Source organism: Pedobacter sp. UYP24 (assembly GCF_054057295.1).
Map to the genome: position 1 here is coordinate 102,096 of NZ_JBSRZD010000008.1, position 19,022 is coordinate 121,117.

Genomic DNA, 19,022 nt, shown 5'->3' on the forward strand with positions numbered 1-19,022 from the left:
TTATATTAATGCTTTAGAAAGTTAAAAATTTAACATTATTCTAAACAATTTTTCTTTGGTATTTGCAAGTTTTTTAAAAATACCTACATTTAATAAAATTTCAAGCAAATGAATTCTGTTACGTCAAGCCGCATCGTTCCCATTTATATTTATGCAGTAGTCTTCTCATCTTTGAGTATTGTTGTGGGACTGATATGGGATATTTCCTGGCACACCAGTATTGGTAGAGATGGGTTGTTTTCTCCGCCGCATTTACTCATCTACTTGGGTGCGGTAACGGCAGGCTTATTTTCAGGATATCATGTCCTCCGACTTACCTTTGCTGGTACTGCGGCAGAAAAGGACATTTCTGTACGATTCTGGAATATATTTTACGGCTCTTTAGGCGCGCTGTTTTGTATCTGGGGAGCCTTTACCATGATCACTTCTGCGCCATTTGACGATTGGTGGCACAATACTTTTGGGCTTGATATAGAGATACTTTCCCCGCCGCATACGATACTTTTACTGGGTATGATTACCGTTCAGTTTGGTGCCATGGTAAGTGTACTTGCCTATCAAAACCGATTGGCAACATCATCAGATTCCGTAAAAAAAGTATTGAACTGGAGCTTTAAGCTATCAGCAGGTTTTATGCTGGTTATGATATTTACCATCTCTTCAGAATATTTTGGCAGGCATGACATGCACGCCTCATTTTTCTATATAGTTGGAGGATTGATTTTTCCGCTACTGCTTGTTGCGGTGGCTGTTGCGTCGCCCAGTCGCTGGGCTGCTACACAAACTACGGCTATTTATATGTTAGTAATGGCCCTGATGGTTTGGATTTTACCGCTTTTTGCTGCCGAACCACGTTTGGGTCCGGTGCTAAATCACATTACACATTACCAGAGCTTTAACTTTCCGCTGCTACTTATTTTTCCCGCAATGGCAATAGATTGGCTAAATAACAAAATGCAAAGTAAGAAAGAAATTGTAAAAGCTTTGATTTTGGGGCCAGCTTTTATACTCGTTTTTCTAGCAGTACACTGGCCAATGGGTAATTTCCTAATGTCTACCTATGCCCGCAACTGGGTTTTCGGAACTACATCATGGTTTTATGGTGCAGATCCTAATTGGGAATTCCGTTACGCATTTGCGCCTTGGCATGTACAAGCTATGGCAGCATTTATCAAGGGTATTGCAATAGCCATGTTGATCGCATCAGCATCTGCATGGTTGGGCTTAACCTGGGGCAAGTGGATGAAATCTGTAAAACGTTAAATGATGAAAAAATTAATTATACTGATCGGATTTTTATTATCATCGATCTGCAGCAATGCCCATGTTGGTAGTCCGGGTGTAACTTTTGAAGGCAACGCAGGCCCTTATAAACTCCTTGTAAACATCACACCACCAGACGTAATACCAGGCACAGCGGCGGTTACCATCTATTTACAAAATGCCAGTAAAGGTGTAGAAATCAGCGCCAAACCGGTTTTTTGGTTCGTAGGGGCTGATGGCACACCCCGTGCAGATATCGCTCAGGCATCGGCTTTAGAGCCAGGGAAGTATGACATGAAGATTTGGATGATGAGTGCCGGGGCATCAAGTATAGACATTACTGTAAATGGACCTTTGGGTAAAGGCACAGTGGTGATTCCGGTAATGGCCCTGTCCACTGCAAAGCGCAGTATGCCAGCTGCTTTAGGATGGGGACTGTTCCTGATGGCTGTATTTTTGGTGGTGCTGATGGTTACCATTATTATGTCTAGCGTTAGCGATAGTCAGCTTAACCCGGCAGAAAAATTAACTCCTAAATTGCGGAGAAAAAGAGTAATAGGAGGTGTTGCTACATTGGTAATATTGGTGTTGATATTGTGGGGTGGAAGGTCATGGTGGAATGCTGCCGCCAACGATTATAATCGGTTTTTATACCAGCCCATACAGGCCACTACAACAGTAAACGCACAAAATGGCGTGCTTACGATGGTTATTGATACCAATGCGTTTAAGCAGATGGCACAAAGAAAAAGCATGCGGATTAGTCGCAATATGAATTACCTGGTGCCAGATCATGGAAAGCTGATGCACTTTTTTTTAATTAGGGCGGGTAGTTTAGATGTCTTTGCTCACTTGCATCCTCGAAGACTTGATTCAATAACATTTGTCACTTCAGCCCCTAAATTACCTCCAGGTAAGTATTGGGTATATGCGGACATTACCCGTCTTAGCGGCTTTTCTGAAACGATTGTAGACACCCTTGTTATTCCAGAAGTTAAATATCGAATAGTAAGTAACGAGGAGACAGCACCCACCTCAGATAAAGACGATACTTACTTTACCACGAATTCAATAATGAGAAATAGTAAGACAGGAGATCTTGTACCTACGTTGTTGTGCGGTTTGCCAGGCATAGAATCCAAATTACCAGACGGATCTACCGCGGTGTGGCTACAAGGGCCAGGAGAGGAAATTAAGGCTGGAAAATTAACTACGCTGAAATTTCAAATACTTGATGAAAATAAGAAGCCAGCTAAGCTAGAACCCTATTTAGGAATGCCTGCCCATGCGGTTATCCTCAAAGATGATGGCAGCGTTTACAACCATCTACACTCTACCGGCAGTTATTCTATGGGCGCTCAAAAAGCAATGTTGGATAGGATTGCTTTCCATCAGCCAATAGATAAATATTTGCCACAGCCAAATGTCTTTGCGGACAGTATTAATAGGTTTGTAGCTAGTTTGGATGCAATGGATGAAACTAAGCGCAATGAGATTTTAATGGCCGGAATGCAAAGCAGCAATAAAGGAAATGGGGACCATAAAATGGACGATATCAGTTTCGTTTATACTTTTCCACAGCCAGGAAAGTACCGGATCTGGGTGCAGACAAAGAGGAATGGTAAAATTCTAAATTGTGCTTTTGATACTATGGTAATTAAGTGAGATTTAAAGGCTGATGTTTACACACGGTATATCCAAAATAAATTTATGCAAATGGAATGGTTAACAACAGAAACAGAATACGAAGGCTTTCCGCTTTATTTAAGGGTTCCTAAATATAAAAATATATGGCTATTTAAAAGCAACAACCAAAACCGAGTTTGTATAACACATAATTTCGATAAAGTCAAAGAAAATGGACTTCCATCACCTGAATACAATAAAACGCTGTCTGATTTTGATGACGAAACCGTTAATCTATTGATCGATAATGGTATCATATTTTTAGTTGAAACCTATGGCGGTGCAAGGAATTATTGGTACTACGTTAAAGATTCAAAACAAGCAATACAAGCATTTGATTTATTGAAAAATAATCATAGTGACAAACAGTTAGAATTTGATATTTCAAATGATTCGGAATGGGATTTTCTAGACGAATATCCTATAAAACTTTATGGCAGATAGGGAAACTAATTCCAACCATTTGCGTTCTGATGGCTCATGGTAAAAAACAGTATGGGTTGGCAACAACCCATACTGTTTTTTAAGAATTGTAAATAAAAGGAGCTTTATTGAAATAGGTATCCTCAGAAATTTGTTTAATGAGGAAGGTAGCAATATTGCCGGCATCTATTTTATTTCCTAAACAATCATCCAGGTTAACACACACGTCACCTGTTCCCGTGTTGAATTCGATAAAAGGTACTCGTACCAATGTCCAATTAATATTACTATTGGCCAAAAGAGTATAAGCTTTTTGCCTGTCTTCTTGAATTATGGGAAAGTTTGTTTTCATATAATTCGTGGCAATAATTGTTTGAGAACCTTTATTATCAAAAGGCGTGTCAATATTGATACCAGCTACAAGAACATATCGGGCTATACCATGAGATGCCATTGCATTTAAAATATTTCTTGTCACTTGCTCAGCAACCAATGGTTCACCTGGGCGCTGTCCTATGGTGCTTATTACACATTTGCAGCCTTCTAACAGATCATTGACTGCTATTGAGTCAATTGCGTCCCCTTGAATTATTTCTATTAATGGGCTCTTGATTTGGAAAGTATTTGGATTTCTGAGTAGTACCTTAATGCTAAAACCATTTTCTATTAGTTGAGCAATGAGGTATTGCCCAGTTCTTCCACCACCACCTAAGATGGCTATCTTTATATTCTGATTCATTGTTTCTTGTAAAATTTGTCAATATTTAGCTAGACCTAAACATTTAGCTTACGCCATTTACACAATCGGATACCGATTATGTATTGAAGTCAATATTTTACAAGACAATTCTAATAGAGGCAAAAATATAAAAAATAATGGATAGGGTATATAGGAATATTATACTCTTTTTTTACTCTGATCTTTTGGCTGCAATATCTTTTAATACCCAATCTAACTCCAAATCCTTTTTGGCTAAATAATCTTCAATAGTATAAATGATTGGTATATCAGGCATTAAACCACGCCCATCAATAACTTTGATTTCACCAAAATACATAGGGATCACACCATAAGTAAGTAAGAGTTTGGTGGTAGGAAGCATTCTTTTCTTGATTATTCCGGCAGTAAAGATATTTTTGTTACCTCCGGTTTCTTCTCCCACAAAAGTTACATTTTTTAGACTGCGTAAATTGGCTGCCAGTAAACTAGCTGCAGAGAAGCTGCCGCCATCTATCAACACATATAATTTACCTTTAAATATGCTCGTATCAGGTGTAACAATTGTTTGCTTAAATTTAGATGCCGTTTTGACCCAAATTTTTGTTTTTGAATTATCATTCAGCAGCTTTTGCTGTTTAATTTCTGTAGGGATTCTGTAGAAGAACGTTGGTGTATTTATTAAAAAACTATAAATGCTCGATGCCCAAGCAGTTTCACCACCCATATTTCCACGGAGGTCTATTATCAATGTTTTTAATTTCCTTTTGTTTATGTCGGCGAAAATACTGTGATATCCTACATACTTATCGCCATTTAAAAAACTTCGAATTTTAAGGTAGGCGATGTTACTATCGGCAGTCAACAATTTGTATGCTATAGTTGGCGGAGATGAAATGCTACTGCTGTCATATCCTGGTTTTTCAAAAGCGTTTAGCCTGAGAAGTTTTGTACCTTGTTTGGATTGTAGTTTGAAATCCAGTGGTTCCTTTTTTGGATATAAAAAACGATAGCGTTCTGCAAATAGTCCGGTACTCATTACAAAACGTTTAAAGGAAGTATTATAACCATCTGAAGTAATGTAGTGGCTAAAACTATCTATCAACTTAGCAGCAGACATCTCATTTATGCTTAATATCTCAGTGCCCTCGGCTATTGTTTTATCTCCAGTTAAATTCTTGCTGATGAATAACCTGTTTGCTATAACACGGTAATCAAATTGATAAATGGGATGCTGTAATGTTGGTTTTTTCAAAAAATCTTTATCATTGGGTGAAAACTTTGATATGTCGATGCTGATGTTTAAATGGCCATCACCTATGTAACTGATTACGCTTAGTAATTTAACATATAGCGCTATGCTGGTAAGTGGTTGGTTAATGGTATTCCTTAAACTATCAAACTTCTGGGTCAGTTCCTTTTTACCTATATAAAGGTAAATGTTTGGATTCTCCTTTTCCAATAGGGTTTGAACTAGCCAAACATCTTTTTTAAGATCAGATGGCTCATATAATTTTACAGAAATTGCATCAAGATATTGGGCGTTGCTAAAATTACTAGAAAGAAGCAGACAGAAAAGGGATATAAAATATTTTAGGAGAGAAATAGGGTTGATCAAGGTGTTTTTCAAATCTAAATTATTACAAATGTGCAAATTCTAACGCTTTATCAAACACTTCGTCTTTTCCAGCTTTCAGTCCAGCAGGAGTTGAATAGACTGGTATATCTGGTATTATTCCTTTTAAATGGCTCTTTGATCCATCTGCATTGGTAACCTTCATGCCGGTAAAGTATACCGCAAATTCATCTAATAATGAAATGGTATGAACTTGACCGTTCGTCCCAGAAGTAGGCTTACCAACGATTGTTCCAAGCTTTAGCCCTTTAACATAACCCAAAATACTTTCGGATTGACTCTGCGCACATGCATCAGAAAGGAAAATGATCTTACCCTTAAAAAACGGTGCATTAGCTCCCAAATCCCATCCTGAGCTTTCAAATCTCTTTCCAATTGTACCATATGCTATCTTCGGAATGTGCATCCATCTGGAATGCTCAGAATCTTCTAACAAATGCCTTAAAACCGGGCGGAGATCTTCTTTTGGGTAACCCCGCATATCAAACATGATTGATTTGGCATCCTTAAGCGCTGTTAAGGATGCGTTAATTTTGCTCATGACTGAATCGCCAGTCAGGTTAAAATAATAAATGTTATCAGCAATTAATCCATCGTTTGGAATATATCCTGGCAAAGCTACGGGACGATATTCTTGATCTAAAATGGTTCTGGCGAGCCGATATGTTTTTCGGGTTCCGCTATCATTTAGCACCACCTTCACGGTATCGCCTATTCCGTCAAATAAGGCAAGAAGGGACTTGTAAGTCCGCCATTGTGGAGAACCTGAAATTAGCCTGAATTTAGATTGGAAAATTTTCAAAGCAGACACTCCGTCTATAGAATCAATAATACTCCCACTAGCTAATGATTTTAGTGATGGAGTGAGCACCTGTTTTACATAAATTTTGTTGTCGATCATTTCAGATACCAATTCAATAGATTTTTCCTGAACCCGCTCAGGACCATTATAGTATATTCCCATATGGCCATCATTTAATTTAGCAGACATCAATCTTAACGTCTCCAAGAAATCCAGATCTGTTTTATCTTTTATAGTTTTGGAAAATAAAAATGAGAACAATTGATCAGGATTGGTTTTGGTATCCTTCCAATATGGAAAGGCGAACTTAAGAACTAATAACGTGTTAATCATATTTGCAAATCTGGCATCCTTGCTATATTCCGGTGGCTTATTGGACCAAAAATCTTTAAGCTTTTTTTTGAAAGCATCAAAAACTAGGGAGTCTACTTGGGGGAAAGTTGCTGTGGGTGTCGCATACAAACTAGTAGGTACAGATGCATATAGTTTTTCACCAAGTTTTAAGGAGATAATATCTGAAACCGAGGTAGTGCCAGTTTTATAGAATTTTTTATCTTCAGCAATGGCTAAAGTAATATTTGCCGCAGCTTTATGCTCATCAAATGGTTCTTTAAAACTGTAAGCTTTGGCGTTACTACCGTTCATGATATAAATAGTAGGATGATTTATTTTAACAATCCTTTGCTTTGGTAATCTTAATGTGAAGTTGATATAACTGGTTCCTTTCGGAAGATATCCTTGGAATCTGTACTTTATGTATTTTTTGGTAACGTAATCAATTGTAGATTTATTTTTTAGCCGGTTAGATCCTTCAAAGGAAGCAGCAAACAACTTATCTTTTTTGCGATCGGTTGAGTCACAAATAATCTCCACCGTAAAATCAAAATTTCCACCTGAACTTTGATCTATCAACATGGTAGAGAGGGGATAATCTATATAACTTATCTCTATGATATCTCTATTTAGTCTTTGACTTTTGTAAACCGTGGATTCTTCATACAAAGCCAGTCCATGATGAACCCAGGAAACAAGCTTGTAATTAATGAGGTTATTTGGTGATATTTTGTTGATAATGAGCTTATTATGTATCGGTACGCTGTCAATTAACACTGACGGCGCAATTGGTAATATCAGTGATTTCAACTCTTCAATTAGTTCACGATCGTTCTTAACGCCCCGCATTTTATGGACACCGTATAATGAAAATAGGAACCAATTTACTTTTGCAGATTCATCTGAGGGATGAAAAAAGCGAACACGACCGTATAGTTCTGAGAAAGCTTTTATGTTTTTTTTCTGCTGTTGTTGAGTTTGTGCAAATACAACACTACATGCTGTCAATAAAAAAAGAAATAGACAGATGTAAAATACTTTTAGCATAAATTTTTCATGGTCAAGTTTTAGGGCACTACAAATGCCTTTATATCAAGTTTAAAAAGTTAAAGTGTATGCACCTCAAAATTAGCTTCCTAAGTTGCCAATTGAGAATCTGTGTGTGTTAATATATGTTAAATGTGGTGTCTGCCTTTTAGCTTTTTTACAAAATCGCTGATGGCTTTACTTGGTAGGTATTCTATTTGAAGGTGTACGTGGTCAGCACTTACTACTCCGGATAAAATTACAACATCCTCGGCTTCACAAATTTGCTTTATGAGTGTCCTGCACCTAGCCTTTATCTCTCCGTCAAGCACTTTGTAACGATATTTTGTTACCCATACAACATGTGCAGTTAGCCTTGAGACAGTATGTCCGCTATGCCTTTGTTTGTTCTCCACATATCAAAAGTATCTATTTCCGCTTTGTGGAAAGAATTTCATTCTTTCTGGGCAACAAACCTATGGACTTTCAGTCCATAGTGGTTTATTTATCTATATTTATCTATGATTATGAATTTCTTAAAATCTTTGAGCCGCAATCAGTATAGGCTATTATGCTTTGTTTCAGTGATCATTGTTTTCGTACCAATTTCACGGTTTTTATTACACAAGGACTGGTTTTTTATCGGTATTTTCATTGCATTTTTTGGCTTTATAGAAGTTTTTGAGTATGGCAGAAGACGTTCTAATTCAAAGACTCACCATTTTAGAAAGAGCTAAACATCCGTCATTCTGGTTTACTAAAGTTAAAAGTTAAAGCTTTGCTATAAGCAAACAAATAAATTCTATGCTTTAAACACTGCTGAGGAGAGATCGGCAAGTGTATCCTTCAAAATTTCTGACGAACTTATCGGCATATCTAAACTTCGCCATGCAATAAAACCATCTGGCCGTATAAGGGAAGCGCCAAGACTTGTTATGCCAAATGCCGCCAAAAATGCCTGCTCATTTTCTGCAGTAAAGTCTTTTCCTAGTTTCAAGAATTTCAAGGAAATACCCGTTGATTTACCCGCATCATTGGCTGCTTGTTGCCATTGATCGTCACCGGATAGGAGAACCCAGCCTTTTTGAAAATATGATAATGTAGAAATTGTCTTTTTATTGGCAGTTACCCAAAGATGAGGCGCACGAGTACCTGGTTGGCCAGCCCATTCATCTGGCTTACGGGCATGGAGTAGGTTATCCTTAGCTTTCATAATTGCTGAAGATTGATACAGTTGCCCAAATTCCATTGCTGCATCATCAAGAATTGTAGTGGCACGTGTTTCCTCATTGCCATAGGCTGCATAATCAGGCCGTGCAAATGTTTGCAAATATCTTTCCCATGCTACGGGTTGTCTTTCTGCACTATAGGTTTGTAATAACCTTGGCGAGGATATCTTTGAAATTACAGCCGCTAATTTCCAGGCAAGGTTATGTGCATCATGGATCCCAGTATTGGCGCCAAATCCACCCCGTGTGGGCGGTAAAGTATGTGCTGCATCGCCGGTAATGAATACGCGGCCCTGTGAATATTTTTCTGCAATTAATGCTTCCAGTTCCCAGCGACCAGTTGTAATAATTTCTACTTCGATGTCCAACCTTCCTATGGCTTTATAAATAGTAGCCAATTGTTCTTCGGGGTTCATTTCTACATCATCATTGAACATTAGCACCCATCGTCCGTCGTTGTAAGTAGTCAAAAAAGCCTTTAAACCGGGCTGATTTATTTGAAACTGGTGGATGCCGGTCTGCAGATATTCTTCTAATGGCGCACGGAATAAAACGCTGCGAATGGTGTTTAAATGTCCAAGTCCTTTACGTTTTATGCCCAGTGTTTTACGCACTTGGCTATCGCTGCCATCTGCGGCTATCATGTATTCTGCCTGCATTGAATATTCTTTACCGTTTCGCTCCCTCACAATTGCAGTGACACCATTTTCGTCTTCTGCAAATGAAATGAGTTCTGTGCTGTATCTTAAATCGGCCCCTAATTCTGTAGCTCGCATCCGCAATATAGGCTCGAGCTTATCCTGAGCTAAAGATGCACCCGTGTATGGTGAGTATTCTTTTTTTTGTTCTTGAATGTTCTTTTGAGTAGGAGGCGTCCATTCTGTATCTTCCATCCATTTCCCTGCAAGGCTTTCTATTTCGGCGCGTTTAAGTCTAAAATCTTTTGAAACCTGCGGAATTTGGTCTAAAATTCCTGCCTCTGCAAAAAGCTCCATGGTTCTTTGAGTATAACCTATAGCTCGTGGATGAGCCGAGCTTCCCTGATGTTTTTCTACCACAATAGTTTTTACATTTTTTAAGCCAAGAAATAGGGCAGAAGAAAGACCAACCAGTGAGCCTCCAATTATAAGTACCTGTGTTTTTTCTGTTTGCATTAGTTGAAGTAGTTTTAATGTAAAGCAAAACTAGTCAGCAGGATTGGCGCAAAATTGTATAAATCAGTCCTTTTTTAGGGAAAATTGTAAGAGATCAGTTATCGAGGTTTGGAAATGTTGTAAAATTTACGAATTGGTCGTTTTTGTTTTTACTCAATTCTTTGGGTACGACACCAGCAAACTTTTTTACTTCCTTTATAAAATGTGCCTGGTCAGTATAATTTTGCTCAGGATAAAGTTTGCCGACTTTTAAGTGTGGAAAAGAGGCTCGAAATCTTAAAATATTACAATAAGACTTTAAAGAAATTCCAAATTGGCGTTGAAAATATCGGTTAATCTGAAGGCTGCTCCAATGAACTTTTTCGGACAATTCATTTACTGTTATTGCCCCATTGGTATCATAAATATGACGAAATAAAAGTAATTTCCTTTCGTCGACTTTCTTGCTAATTAAGCCTATCATTTTTTCGGAGGCCTTTTTACAGAAACTTTCGAAATCTTTTAAGTCGTTTTTAGAAATACCCCAAAATCCATTTTGTAACAAGGTTGCCTTATTTACATAAGTAGCAACGCTATTTGGTAAAATATATTCCGCGCCGAGAAGCTTGAAACTGATAGCAAAAGTTAAAGAGTGGGGTGGGAGCATGCTTACAAGCGGCTCGTTACCCAGGCCCATAAGTAATGTATTAAAAGGTTCGTTTGCAGCATACCCAAAAGCAACGTCAATTCTCCCATCCGGTAATACAACTACTTCTCTTTCTTGGTCGTCATCGTTTTGACACATCCAAAAAAAGTCCACGAAATCATCAAGTGATGAAGGTGGCGAAGCAATTGCGTATTTGATAGGCTTGTTCAATCCTAATGGGTGTCGCCTCTTGTAACGCCATTTTCACCAAAAGCATCTATAGCAAACCAATACTTCTGGTCTTTATTTAGACTGCGAATTGTGAGTTCGGTTTCATTATAAACCTGGTATACCCGATTCAAGTTGTCTTTTTGAACGCCAAACCTAATGTTATAACCCGTAGCGTTTGCTTGTTTTTTCCAACTTAGCTTAACGTTACGTGTATCGTTTACATCCCTTAACATTTCAAATGAGGATATTTTTGTAGGCTTTTTTCCTATACCTTTTCCAAAAACGCGGAAACCGGAAATAGCAAAAGTACCACTTGGCACCCTGTAATTGGTCACCTTAAAATAACGAGCTTTAACTGGTGTTTTAAATACATGATATTGATGGGTAAGATCAATATCATTGGTTGTTTTATCAACCAGTTTTTTCCAATTCTTTTTATCGGTAGAATATTCTAAAAGATACTGCTGTGCCAACACACCATCGCGACCAAAAAGCTGGGTATCATTTTCGGCAAAGTTTAGTTGCACAGCATTAACAGTTGATATGGAGCCCAAATCAACGCTCAACCATTCGCCTTTATTACCTGTCTTAGCACTCCAGTGATCTCGTATCTCCTCATTAAAAGCGAGCGAAGGAGGTGTTGTATCAATGCTAGATGATGCCTTAGCAGATTTTTTATAAGATAGTAGCATCCAATTTGGGAAAAGTTCGCTTACATCTTTTATTTTATGACTGGGGATCACCATCGGATAATCTGCAAATTCAGTATGGGCAACCATGTTATCATTCTTATCAAATGTTACAGGTATTAGGCCCAGTCTGCGCTCAAATATGTGCTTTACAGAAATTACCATTGTTACTATACGCCAGTAGTTGCCATATTTATCTGTAAAAGTTGCCGCATGTCCTGCTCCAGTAATAAATCCCTCAGGTTTTGCTGAGAAAGGGCTATTCTGTGCATAAGTGAATGGGCCCATTGGCTTATCAGAAACATAATAACCATCAGCATAACTTTTATATTGGGTGCCGGGAGCAGAGTATTGATAATAGTATTTCCCATTATGCTTAGTCATCCAGGGAGCTTCTGTCCAGGGGTTCTGGGTCATGGTATTATAATCGCCAGGTCTTTCCCATCCATGCTCCAGAGGGTTTCCTTTTAATACATTTACTGGTTGCCCTATTGGGTTTAACTTTTTATTTACATCCAATTCAATAACCTGTAAATAGCCATTATTGGTACATCCAAAATACATATATACTTTTCCATCTGTATCTTGGAACAGGTCAGGATCTCCTATTGACATTGGGAAAGCATCATTATAGATTTCCCACTTTCCAGCAATAGGATCAGTTGCTTTGTAAATGATCTGGCTGTTTAAAGGCATATAATATAGGGAGCCATTTATTACTGCGGCAGCTGGTGCGTCTTTTTCAAACGGCAAATCTTTGGTGGTCACAAACACCCAATTAATCAAATCTTTTGAATGCCAGTAACCCCCTGAAGCCGTAGCAAATAAATAATAATTGTCTTTATATAACACTATAACCGGATCAGCAGCTGCTCTACGTGAGGGCTTATCTGGTGTAAATCGGTAACTTATATTTAAAGGGTTACAAATTGTTTGCTGGCTTTTTACGTCAAACGGCAGGAGTATGTTTAAACTAACTAAACATACCATTAAAGTGAAAAAATATTTTTTCATAAACAGGCTAAATTCATTGCAATATAACATTTTAGAAATAGCATCGCAGATTCTGATCCTATGCAAGCTTTTTCCGCAACCATTTGCGAACCGGCTCATCATACCATTTCAATGCTGCATAGGCCAAAAGGATTGCACCTGTTAAAATAAGTGCTGCATAAGGCCAGGCTTGTGCCAGCGTTATTCCCTTATTATTGCTGATCCATGCCACATAAAAATAGACCATTGGGTAATGTACCATGTAAAGCGGATAGGATACTTTACCTAAGAATTTGCATATCCTGTTCTCTCTTTGGGTTTGGATTACGCCACTTGCACCAAGATATACGATTAGTGGGAAAACGATAATAATGCAAAGCGCATCATAGATACCGTTCATCCAAAGGTGCTCAGCTCCGCCGATGCGTGGCATGTAAAGCACAATTACTACCAAAAGGCTGCACCATAAAAAGGCATTTTTAATTTGAGTAGGCTTAAATATGCGTGAAAGTAAAAGACCAGCGAAGAAAGGATACATTGTGCGGGTAAAGCCAATACGTACCTGTTCTACATTTAGTGTCCAGCCACCACTTACATCGCCGTTACTGATTGCCAGGTGCGCGAGTGCGACAGCGGATATGGCTACTAATATACTTAAGGCCATTATAGAGAATTTCCTGATCCAAACTGCATAAAGAATGTTGGCAATGTATTCAAAGAACAATGACCAGCCTACGCTATTAAGAGGGTGCATCTCTTGCCAGCCACGTATATCAAGCGATAATGGTACGGGTAGGATAGTATAGCCTATCAGCATCACCAGGAGCATTTTCCAAATGGGAATAGTATGAATGAGGGGCCATAGTGTAGAATCTGTATAGTAGAACCCTATTGCACCGAGGGTCATCCCCAATATCACCATGGGTTGAAGACGTTCTATACGGCGTTTGAAAAAATTGCCGACCGACATTTTATGCCAGCGATCGTCGTAAGCATAGCCGATTACGAAACCCGATAATAAAAAGAAAAAGTCGACAGCCAGATAACCGTGATTAACCATTTTATCCAAGTTGCCTGTGGAGAATGGTTCGGCCAGGTGAAATGTTACAACGATTATGGCTGCAACACCGCGAAGGCCGTCTAATATGGGGTAGTGTGGCTTGGTGGCCATCTCGTTAGTTAAATCAGATCTCATGCAATGGGTTGTAAAATTTGCAATTTGTAAAAAAAAGTTAAGATTTAGGTATCCGAATAAATTTTGTGGTTAAGACTTTTTTACAACTGCAACGTTCCCCTAATAAATACTTTCTGCAACCCTTTTGCGTTCAAAGCTTGTTAAGCTAAATTACACATGCACCAAATGATCTCTAAGTGCTTCGCTAAATATAAACCAGCCTTTTTCATTATAACGGTTCATCCCTCCAGTAAAATCATCGGCCATCTGAATTTCCGGACTATAAATCACCATCATCAACTGATCATTAAAAGTATTTCCCTTTTTCGTGTCTTTCTCAAGCTCAGGCTTAGGGTATCGAATGCCGATAATGTGACCAGTATATCTTTAACCATCCGGCGCTTTCCTTGCTCAGTATGAGACGGAATTAATGTTCAACCGCGTTTTTGGAAATAATTTACGGATACGCTCGATACCAGCTGGAGTTATCTTGCCAGTAATACGAAAACTTGTTATTTCGATTTTAGCAAGCTCCTTAGGTACGTTGATATCTTTGATGAAATCGATTTGCAGATTTGTAATTTTAGGTAAGGAAAACAATTGTGCAGGAATCGAGTCAACACGGATGTAAATTCCTTCAAACGGTTCTGTAGCACCTTCTTCAAATTTCTGAAGCATGGTCTGACTTAACAAATTGTCTTTTTTATGAACCATCCAGCCCATTCTGGGTTTTAAAGCAAACGTTTTCTCATCTTGATCAAGTCCAACAAATCCAGACCAAAGCTCTAGGGGGGTGGTTACTATAGCCCCATCGCTTATTTCAGAATGTAGGAAGTCGACTTTTAAAATTTCGGAGGGTAGCATCCCAGAACCACCTAGTTCTTTTAATGTATTTCTATAGCCGTCGTTGTTGTATGGATAGAATTTCACAATCCAACCATCGATTACTTTGGGCGATCCATATTTTTTTAAAGTATGGTACTTAAACATATTTCTCCAAAAGTCCTTATCGACCCTACCTTTAGATGCATTGACAAATTCTTTGAGTACTGGCTCTAGCTGGTCGATCCACCAAGAAAGCTCGTATCTTTTCATAAATCTGGCCTTTTCCAGAACCCGCTCCCAATCTTTAGTATTTCCTTCCAGGGTTATTTCGGGGATTCCACAGGCTATTCTAATCTGAATAAATTCAAAGTAAGGCTTAACGGATTCCATTAATGCGGTTTGAGTTGCAACACGAGAAACTGGAGTACTGGTACTGAAATCTGCTGTTAATGATTTTACTAACGTTTTATTCGTATTTTTCTGGATCTCAGTTGCGAAATTTTCGAAGGCTTCTTCCCATGGGCTTGATGGATCATCAAGCTTTATTTTATTATTGCTAATTACTAAATTGAGCTTCCCGCTATGAGAAACGAAATGATTCCGTAAAGCTTCTGCATTAAATTTAACATGACGTGCAAATCCCTGATCCAAAAGTAAAAGAATCATATCCGGCGAAAGTACAAATGGCCGATGATCTGCATAAGCCTGGTACATTCCATTAAAAAAAGGATGCTGGCCAAAAGCTACCATGCTGTCAGGATCCTTACTTTTAGCTACAATGTTATATTTAAAAGGAATTGTGTCATTTGCAACCTCAAACGCAGAACGCCCTGCATCAAAAGCTATCATGTTATTATAGACATTTTTAGAGGCAATCATTGAAAGAGATTTGACTGGTGGAACTAGTTTCTCCACTTCAAAAGTAAATCGTTTCTGAGCCCATGCAGGAACTGAAAAAATTAATAGTAGAACAACCACAGCCCACTTCATTGCCAGAATATATTTGGTTGGTTTTCTCATAATTACGAACTGCTATTTAAACTCCCCAAAATGCCAGAGAATTCCGGAAGGATCATGTAAGAAACATTCCCTGCCCCAATTTTCTACGCGGATAGGAATTAACCTTACTTCCGGGTATTTAGCTTTTAGATCCAAGGCAAGTAGGTCATGATAAACTTGATCCAGTTTTTTAACTTCGATGAAGACCATTGTATTGTCTACCCAATCTTTTATATAGGCATTTTGAAGATAAAATGCCGCTTTTTCATTCTTGAATAGCGACAAGTTTGGTTCGAGACTTACTTCGGTAAAACCAATGTCGAGGTAGAAACTCCGCGACTGTTCAAAATTCTTTGCTCCAATGAATGGTCGGATAGAAATTGCATTGTGTTCCATGTCTTTAATTGGTGTTAGGTAATGCTAATAAAGATACTAAATGAGGTTCATAGATCAACTTGATTATGATTAAGAAATTTTTTGTGTTAGGAATAACTTCTCTTTTAATCTGTTTATCCTGCGATAATATTGATTCTGCGGTTATTTCCTAAAATAACTATAGAATTTCTTGTTAATTTCGCACATGCTAAAACGAAATATCATAGTATTGCTATCAATGCTGGCATTTGTTGCCTGTAAGGATAAAGTTAACAAAACCGTACAACGTGCTGATCAACATTCTTTTGCGCAACCTGATAACGCGGTTGTTAAACACTTGGAACTTGATATTAATGTTGATTTTGAAAAACATCAAATATCCGGCAAAGCGGTATGGAAAATAGAAAACAAGGCTAAAGCTGAAGAGATAGTTTTTGATGATAGCGGCCTGAATATTAGCAAAATAACCTTGGGTAAAGATGAGAAGGAAACTACTTTTACACTTGACAAGCAGGTTAAATATCTAGGTACTGCTTTACACATCGCTATAGCAGAGAATACGGAGATTATAAATATTTATTATTCTACTAATAAAGGCGCTTCGGCATTGCAATGGCTTAATCCAGAGCAAACTGCGGGTAAAAAACATCCTTATTTGTTTACACAATCTGAGAGTATCGCGGCCAGAAGTTGGATCCCTTGTCAGGATAGTCCGGGTATTCGCTTCACCTATAATGCTAAAGTGAGTGTTCCAAAAGAGTTGCTGGCATTGATGAGTGCAGAAAATCCGCAGGAAAAGAATGATAATGGAGTGTATACATTTAAACAAACACATGCAATTCCTTCTTATTTGCTAGCGCTGGCGGTTGGTGATATCGCTTTTAAAAATGTGGATAGCAGAACGGGTGTTTATGCCGAGCCATCTGTGCTGGGTAAGGCTGCTTATGAGTTTGCTGATATGGGAAAAATGGTTACAGCTGCAGAAAAGTTGTATGGCCCCTATAGGTGGGGAAGGTATGATATTTTGATACTTCCGCCTAGTTTCCCATTTGGTGGGATGGAAAATCCTAATTTGAATTTTATAACACCAACCATAATTGCAGGGGATAGGTCTTTAGTTAGCATTATTTGTCACGAGTTGGCACATAGTTGGAGTGGCAATCTGGTTACCAATGCCACATGGAATGATTTTTGGCTTAATGAGGGTTTTACCAATTATTTTGAGCGCCGTATTGACGAGGAATTGTATGGCAAAACGGAAGCCCAAATGCAGGAAGAATTTGGTAGGCAGGCGCTTGATGCCGCCGTTAAGGATATGGCTGGTAAAGAAAAAGATACCTATTTGAAGACAAGTTACATGGACAGAAGTCCCGATGATGCGACTAATGATATCGCCTACGAAAAGGGGTATTTCTTTTTGCGGACCATTGAAGAGGCAGTAGGCAGACCAGCGTTTGATAAATTTTTGAGGGGCTGGTTTGATGGTCACGCTTTTACATCCGTTACTACCGAGGATTTTGTGAATTATTTGAATAAAAACCTGATAAAGGGTAATGCAGAAGTGGAAAAGAAAATTCGCATTAAGGATTGGGTTTATGGCCCGGGTATCCCGTCTAACATGGTGTATAGCAATGTGCTTTGGAAGGAAGGCGGTAAGTTTAATGAGATTGATGCAATGGAAAAGATGTGGGCAAATAACCCGATGTATAATCCTAATATTTTAAGAGAAAATGTAGTTACTACTAACGAAAAGCGTTTCTTTCTGAGCAGGTTACCAGAAAAGTTAAGTTTTGAACAAATGGATTACTTGGATAGGACCTTTTACTTAACTGCCTCTAAAAATACTGATATACAGTTGATTTGGTATACTATGGCTATTAAAAATAACTATACACTTGCAAATAAACGTATTGCAGCATATTTAATTGAAAATGGTCGTGCATGGCACATTATTCCTTTATATAAGGAGTTGCTTAAAACAGAGCAGGGTAAAAAAAGGGCAAAAGAAATTTATAAGTTGGCCAGGCCCAACTATCACCCTATGACTTATAAGTTGATTGATGCCTTAATGAAATAATGTTTATGCTGGAAATTATTTATCAGGATGATCACCTTATTGCCATTAATAAACCACATGGTTTGCTAGTACACCGTTCTTCCATTGCTACTGATGCTAAGGAATTTGCATTACAATTATTGAGGGATCAGGTAGGGAGGCATGTAAGTCCTGTTCATCGTATTGATAGAAAAACAGGTGGCTCGTTGCTGTTTGCTTTCGAAAAGGAGGTGGAAATTGCGATGCAACAACAGTTTCAAAATGGAGAGGTTAAAAAGAAGTATCTGGCAGTATTGAGAGGTCATGCGCCAGATAGTTTGGATATTGATTATCCGCTGGCTAAAGAAAATGGCACCATACAAGAAGCTTTTACTGCTTTTGTAACACTAAAAAGGGCAGAGTTGGATGTTCCTTTTGGCAAGCATGCTACTTCCAGGTATTCTCTTGTGGAGGCTACACCTACAACTGGCAGAATGCATCAGCTTCGCAAACATTTTGCCCATATATTTTATCCTATTATTGGCGATAGGAAACATGGTTGTAATAAACAAAATAAGTTTTTTTTGGAACAGTGGCAGATGACAACCATGTTGCTGCACGCGTCTGAATTGTCTTTTAAACATCCCGTTACCGGAGCTGAAATATTAATTAATGCTGCTATACAAGAGGAATTTATGCGAATGTACAAGCTTATGGGCTGGGAAATATAGTCTGATTTTCATTTATATGTCATAACATGAGGGTTTATCCTTCAGTCTGACTTTTTTACTACAAAATTCAAAAGT

15 protein-coding genes and 1 pseudogene are annotated in these 19,022 nt (G+C 38.3%); 5 read left to right on the forward strand and 11 right to left on the reverse strand.

Annotation, left to right across the window (positions count from 1 at the left end):
• Window positions 1-108: 108 nt before the first annotated feature.
• From ACVWYN_RS14250 to ACVWYN_RS14260, 3 genes are read left to right on the forward strand one after another with little or no spacing between them, the layout of a single operon-like run.
• Complete coding sequence (locus tag ACVWYN_RS14250) at window positions 109-1,263, forward strand: hypothetical protein (RefSeq protein ID WP_457289539.1); 1,155 nt, start codon at window positions 109-111, stop codon at window positions 1,261-1,263.
• Entirely contained in the window at window positions 1,264-2,928 is a 1,665-nt protein-coding gene (locus ACVWYN_RS14255; RefSeq protein WP_457289540.1) for a hypothetical protein, read from the forward strand. It abuts the gene before it with no gap.
• A gap of 51 nt (window positions 2,929-2,979) precedes the next feature.
• Window positions 2,980-3,393, forward strand: coding sequence for a DUF695 domain-containing protein (locus tag ACVWYN_RS14260; RefSeq protein WP_457289541.1), 414 nt, complete (start codon window positions 2,980-2,982; stop codon window positions 3,391-3,393).
• A 79-nt stretch (window positions 3,394-3,472) separates the two neighbouring features.
• Here the strand turns inward: ACVWYN_RS14260 and ACVWYN_RS14265 are convergent, their stop codons facing one another.
• The 11 genes and pseudogenes from ACVWYN_RS14265 to ACVWYN_RS14315 all read right to left on the reverse strand — a co-directional run bounded on the left by ACVWYN_RS14265 (window position 3,473) and on the right by ACVWYN_RS14315 (window position 16,202).
• Window positions 3,473-4,111 (reverse strand): NAD(P)-dependent oxidoreductase, encoded by a 639-nt coding sequence (locus ACVWYN_RS14265; protein WP_457289542.1) that lies wholly within the window; start codon window positions 4,109-4,111, stop codon window positions 3,473-3,475.
• Window positions 4,112-4,283: 172 nt separating this feature from the next.
• Entirely contained in the window at window positions 4,284-5,720 is a 1,437-nt protein-coding gene (locus ACVWYN_RS14270) for a S41 family peptidase (RefSeq protein WP_457289543.1), read from the reverse strand.
• Between the two features lie 10 nt (window positions 5,721-5,730).
• Window positions 5,731-7,908, reverse strand: a complete 2,178-nt coding sequence (locus tag ACVWYN_RS14275) for a S41 family peptidase (protein WP_457289544.1) — start codon at window positions 7,906-7,908, stop codon at window positions 5,731-5,733.
• A gap of 140 nt (window positions 7,909-8,048) precedes the next feature.
• A pseudogene (gene tnpA / locus ACVWYN_RS14280) lies at window positions 8,049-8,303 on the reverse strand (IS200/IS605 family transposase); the annotation flags it as partial.
• Window positions 8,304-8,689: 386 nt separating this feature from the next.
• Window positions 8,690-10,270, reverse strand: a complete 1,581-nt coding sequence (locus ACVWYN_RS14285) for an FAD-dependent oxidoreductase (protein WP_457289545.1) — start codon at window positions 10,268-10,270, stop codon at window positions 8,690-8,692.
• Window positions 10,271-10,364: 94 nt separating this feature from the next.
• Entirely contained in the window at window positions 10,365-11,126 is a 762-nt protein-coding gene (locus tag ACVWYN_RS14290) for a DUF6597 domain-containing transcriptional factor (protein ID WP_457289546.1), read from the reverse strand.
• 2 nt (window positions 11,127-11,128) lie between these two features.
• Entirely contained in the window at window positions 11,129-12,829 is a 1,701-nt protein-coding gene (locus ACVWYN_RS14295; protein ID WP_457289547.1) for a family 43 glycosylhydrolase, read from the reverse strand.
• 58 nt (window positions 12,830-12,887) lie between these two features.
• On the reverse strand, window positions 12,888-14,003 hold the full coding sequence (locus ACVWYN_RS14300) for an acyltransferase family protein (RefSeq protein ID WP_457289548.1): 1,116 nt from the start codon (window positions 14,001-14,003) through the stop codon (window positions 12,888-12,890).
• 150 nt (window positions 14,004-14,153) lie between these two features.
• Window positions 14,154-14,279, reverse strand: a complete 126-nt coding sequence (locus tag ACVWYN_RS14305) for a hypothetical protein (protein WP_457289549.1) — start codon at window positions 14,277-14,279, stop codon at window positions 14,154-14,156.
• A 114-nt stretch (window positions 14,280-14,393) separates the two neighbouring features.
• Window positions 14,394-15,827 (reverse strand): DUF4419 domain-containing protein, encoded by a 1,434-nt coding sequence (locus tag ACVWYN_RS14310; protein ID WP_457289550.1) that lies wholly within the window; start codon window positions 15,825-15,827, stop codon window positions 14,394-14,396.
• Between the two features lie 12 nt (window positions 15,828-15,839).
• Window positions 15,840-16,202 carry a glyoxalase gene (locus tag ACVWYN_RS14315; protein ID WP_457289551.1) on the reverse strand — a complete coding sequence of 121 codons (363 nt, stop codon included), beginning with the start codon at window positions 16,200-16,202 and terminating at the stop codon, window positions 15,840-15,842.
• Window positions 16,203-16,386: 184 nt separating this feature from the next.
• On the opposite strand from ACVWYN_RS14315, the gene ACVWYN_RS14320 reads away from it, so the two are divergent.
• Both ACVWYN_RS14320 and ACVWYN_RS14325 read left to right on the forward strand, forming a co-directional pair.
• A complete protein-coding gene (locus ACVWYN_RS14320; RefSeq protein ID WP_457289552.1) occupies window positions 16,387-18,258 on the forward strand; it encodes a M1 family metallopeptidase in 1,872 nt (623 codons plus the stop codon).
• Between the two features lie 5 nt (window positions 18,259-18,263).
• On the forward strand, window positions 18,264-18,947 hold the full coding sequence (locus tag ACVWYN_RS14325; protein ID WP_457289553.1) for a pseudouridine synthase: 684 nt from the start codon (window positions 18,264-18,266) through the stop codon (window positions 18,945-18,947).
• The last annotated feature ends 75 nt before the right edge of the window (window positions 18,948-19,022 follow it).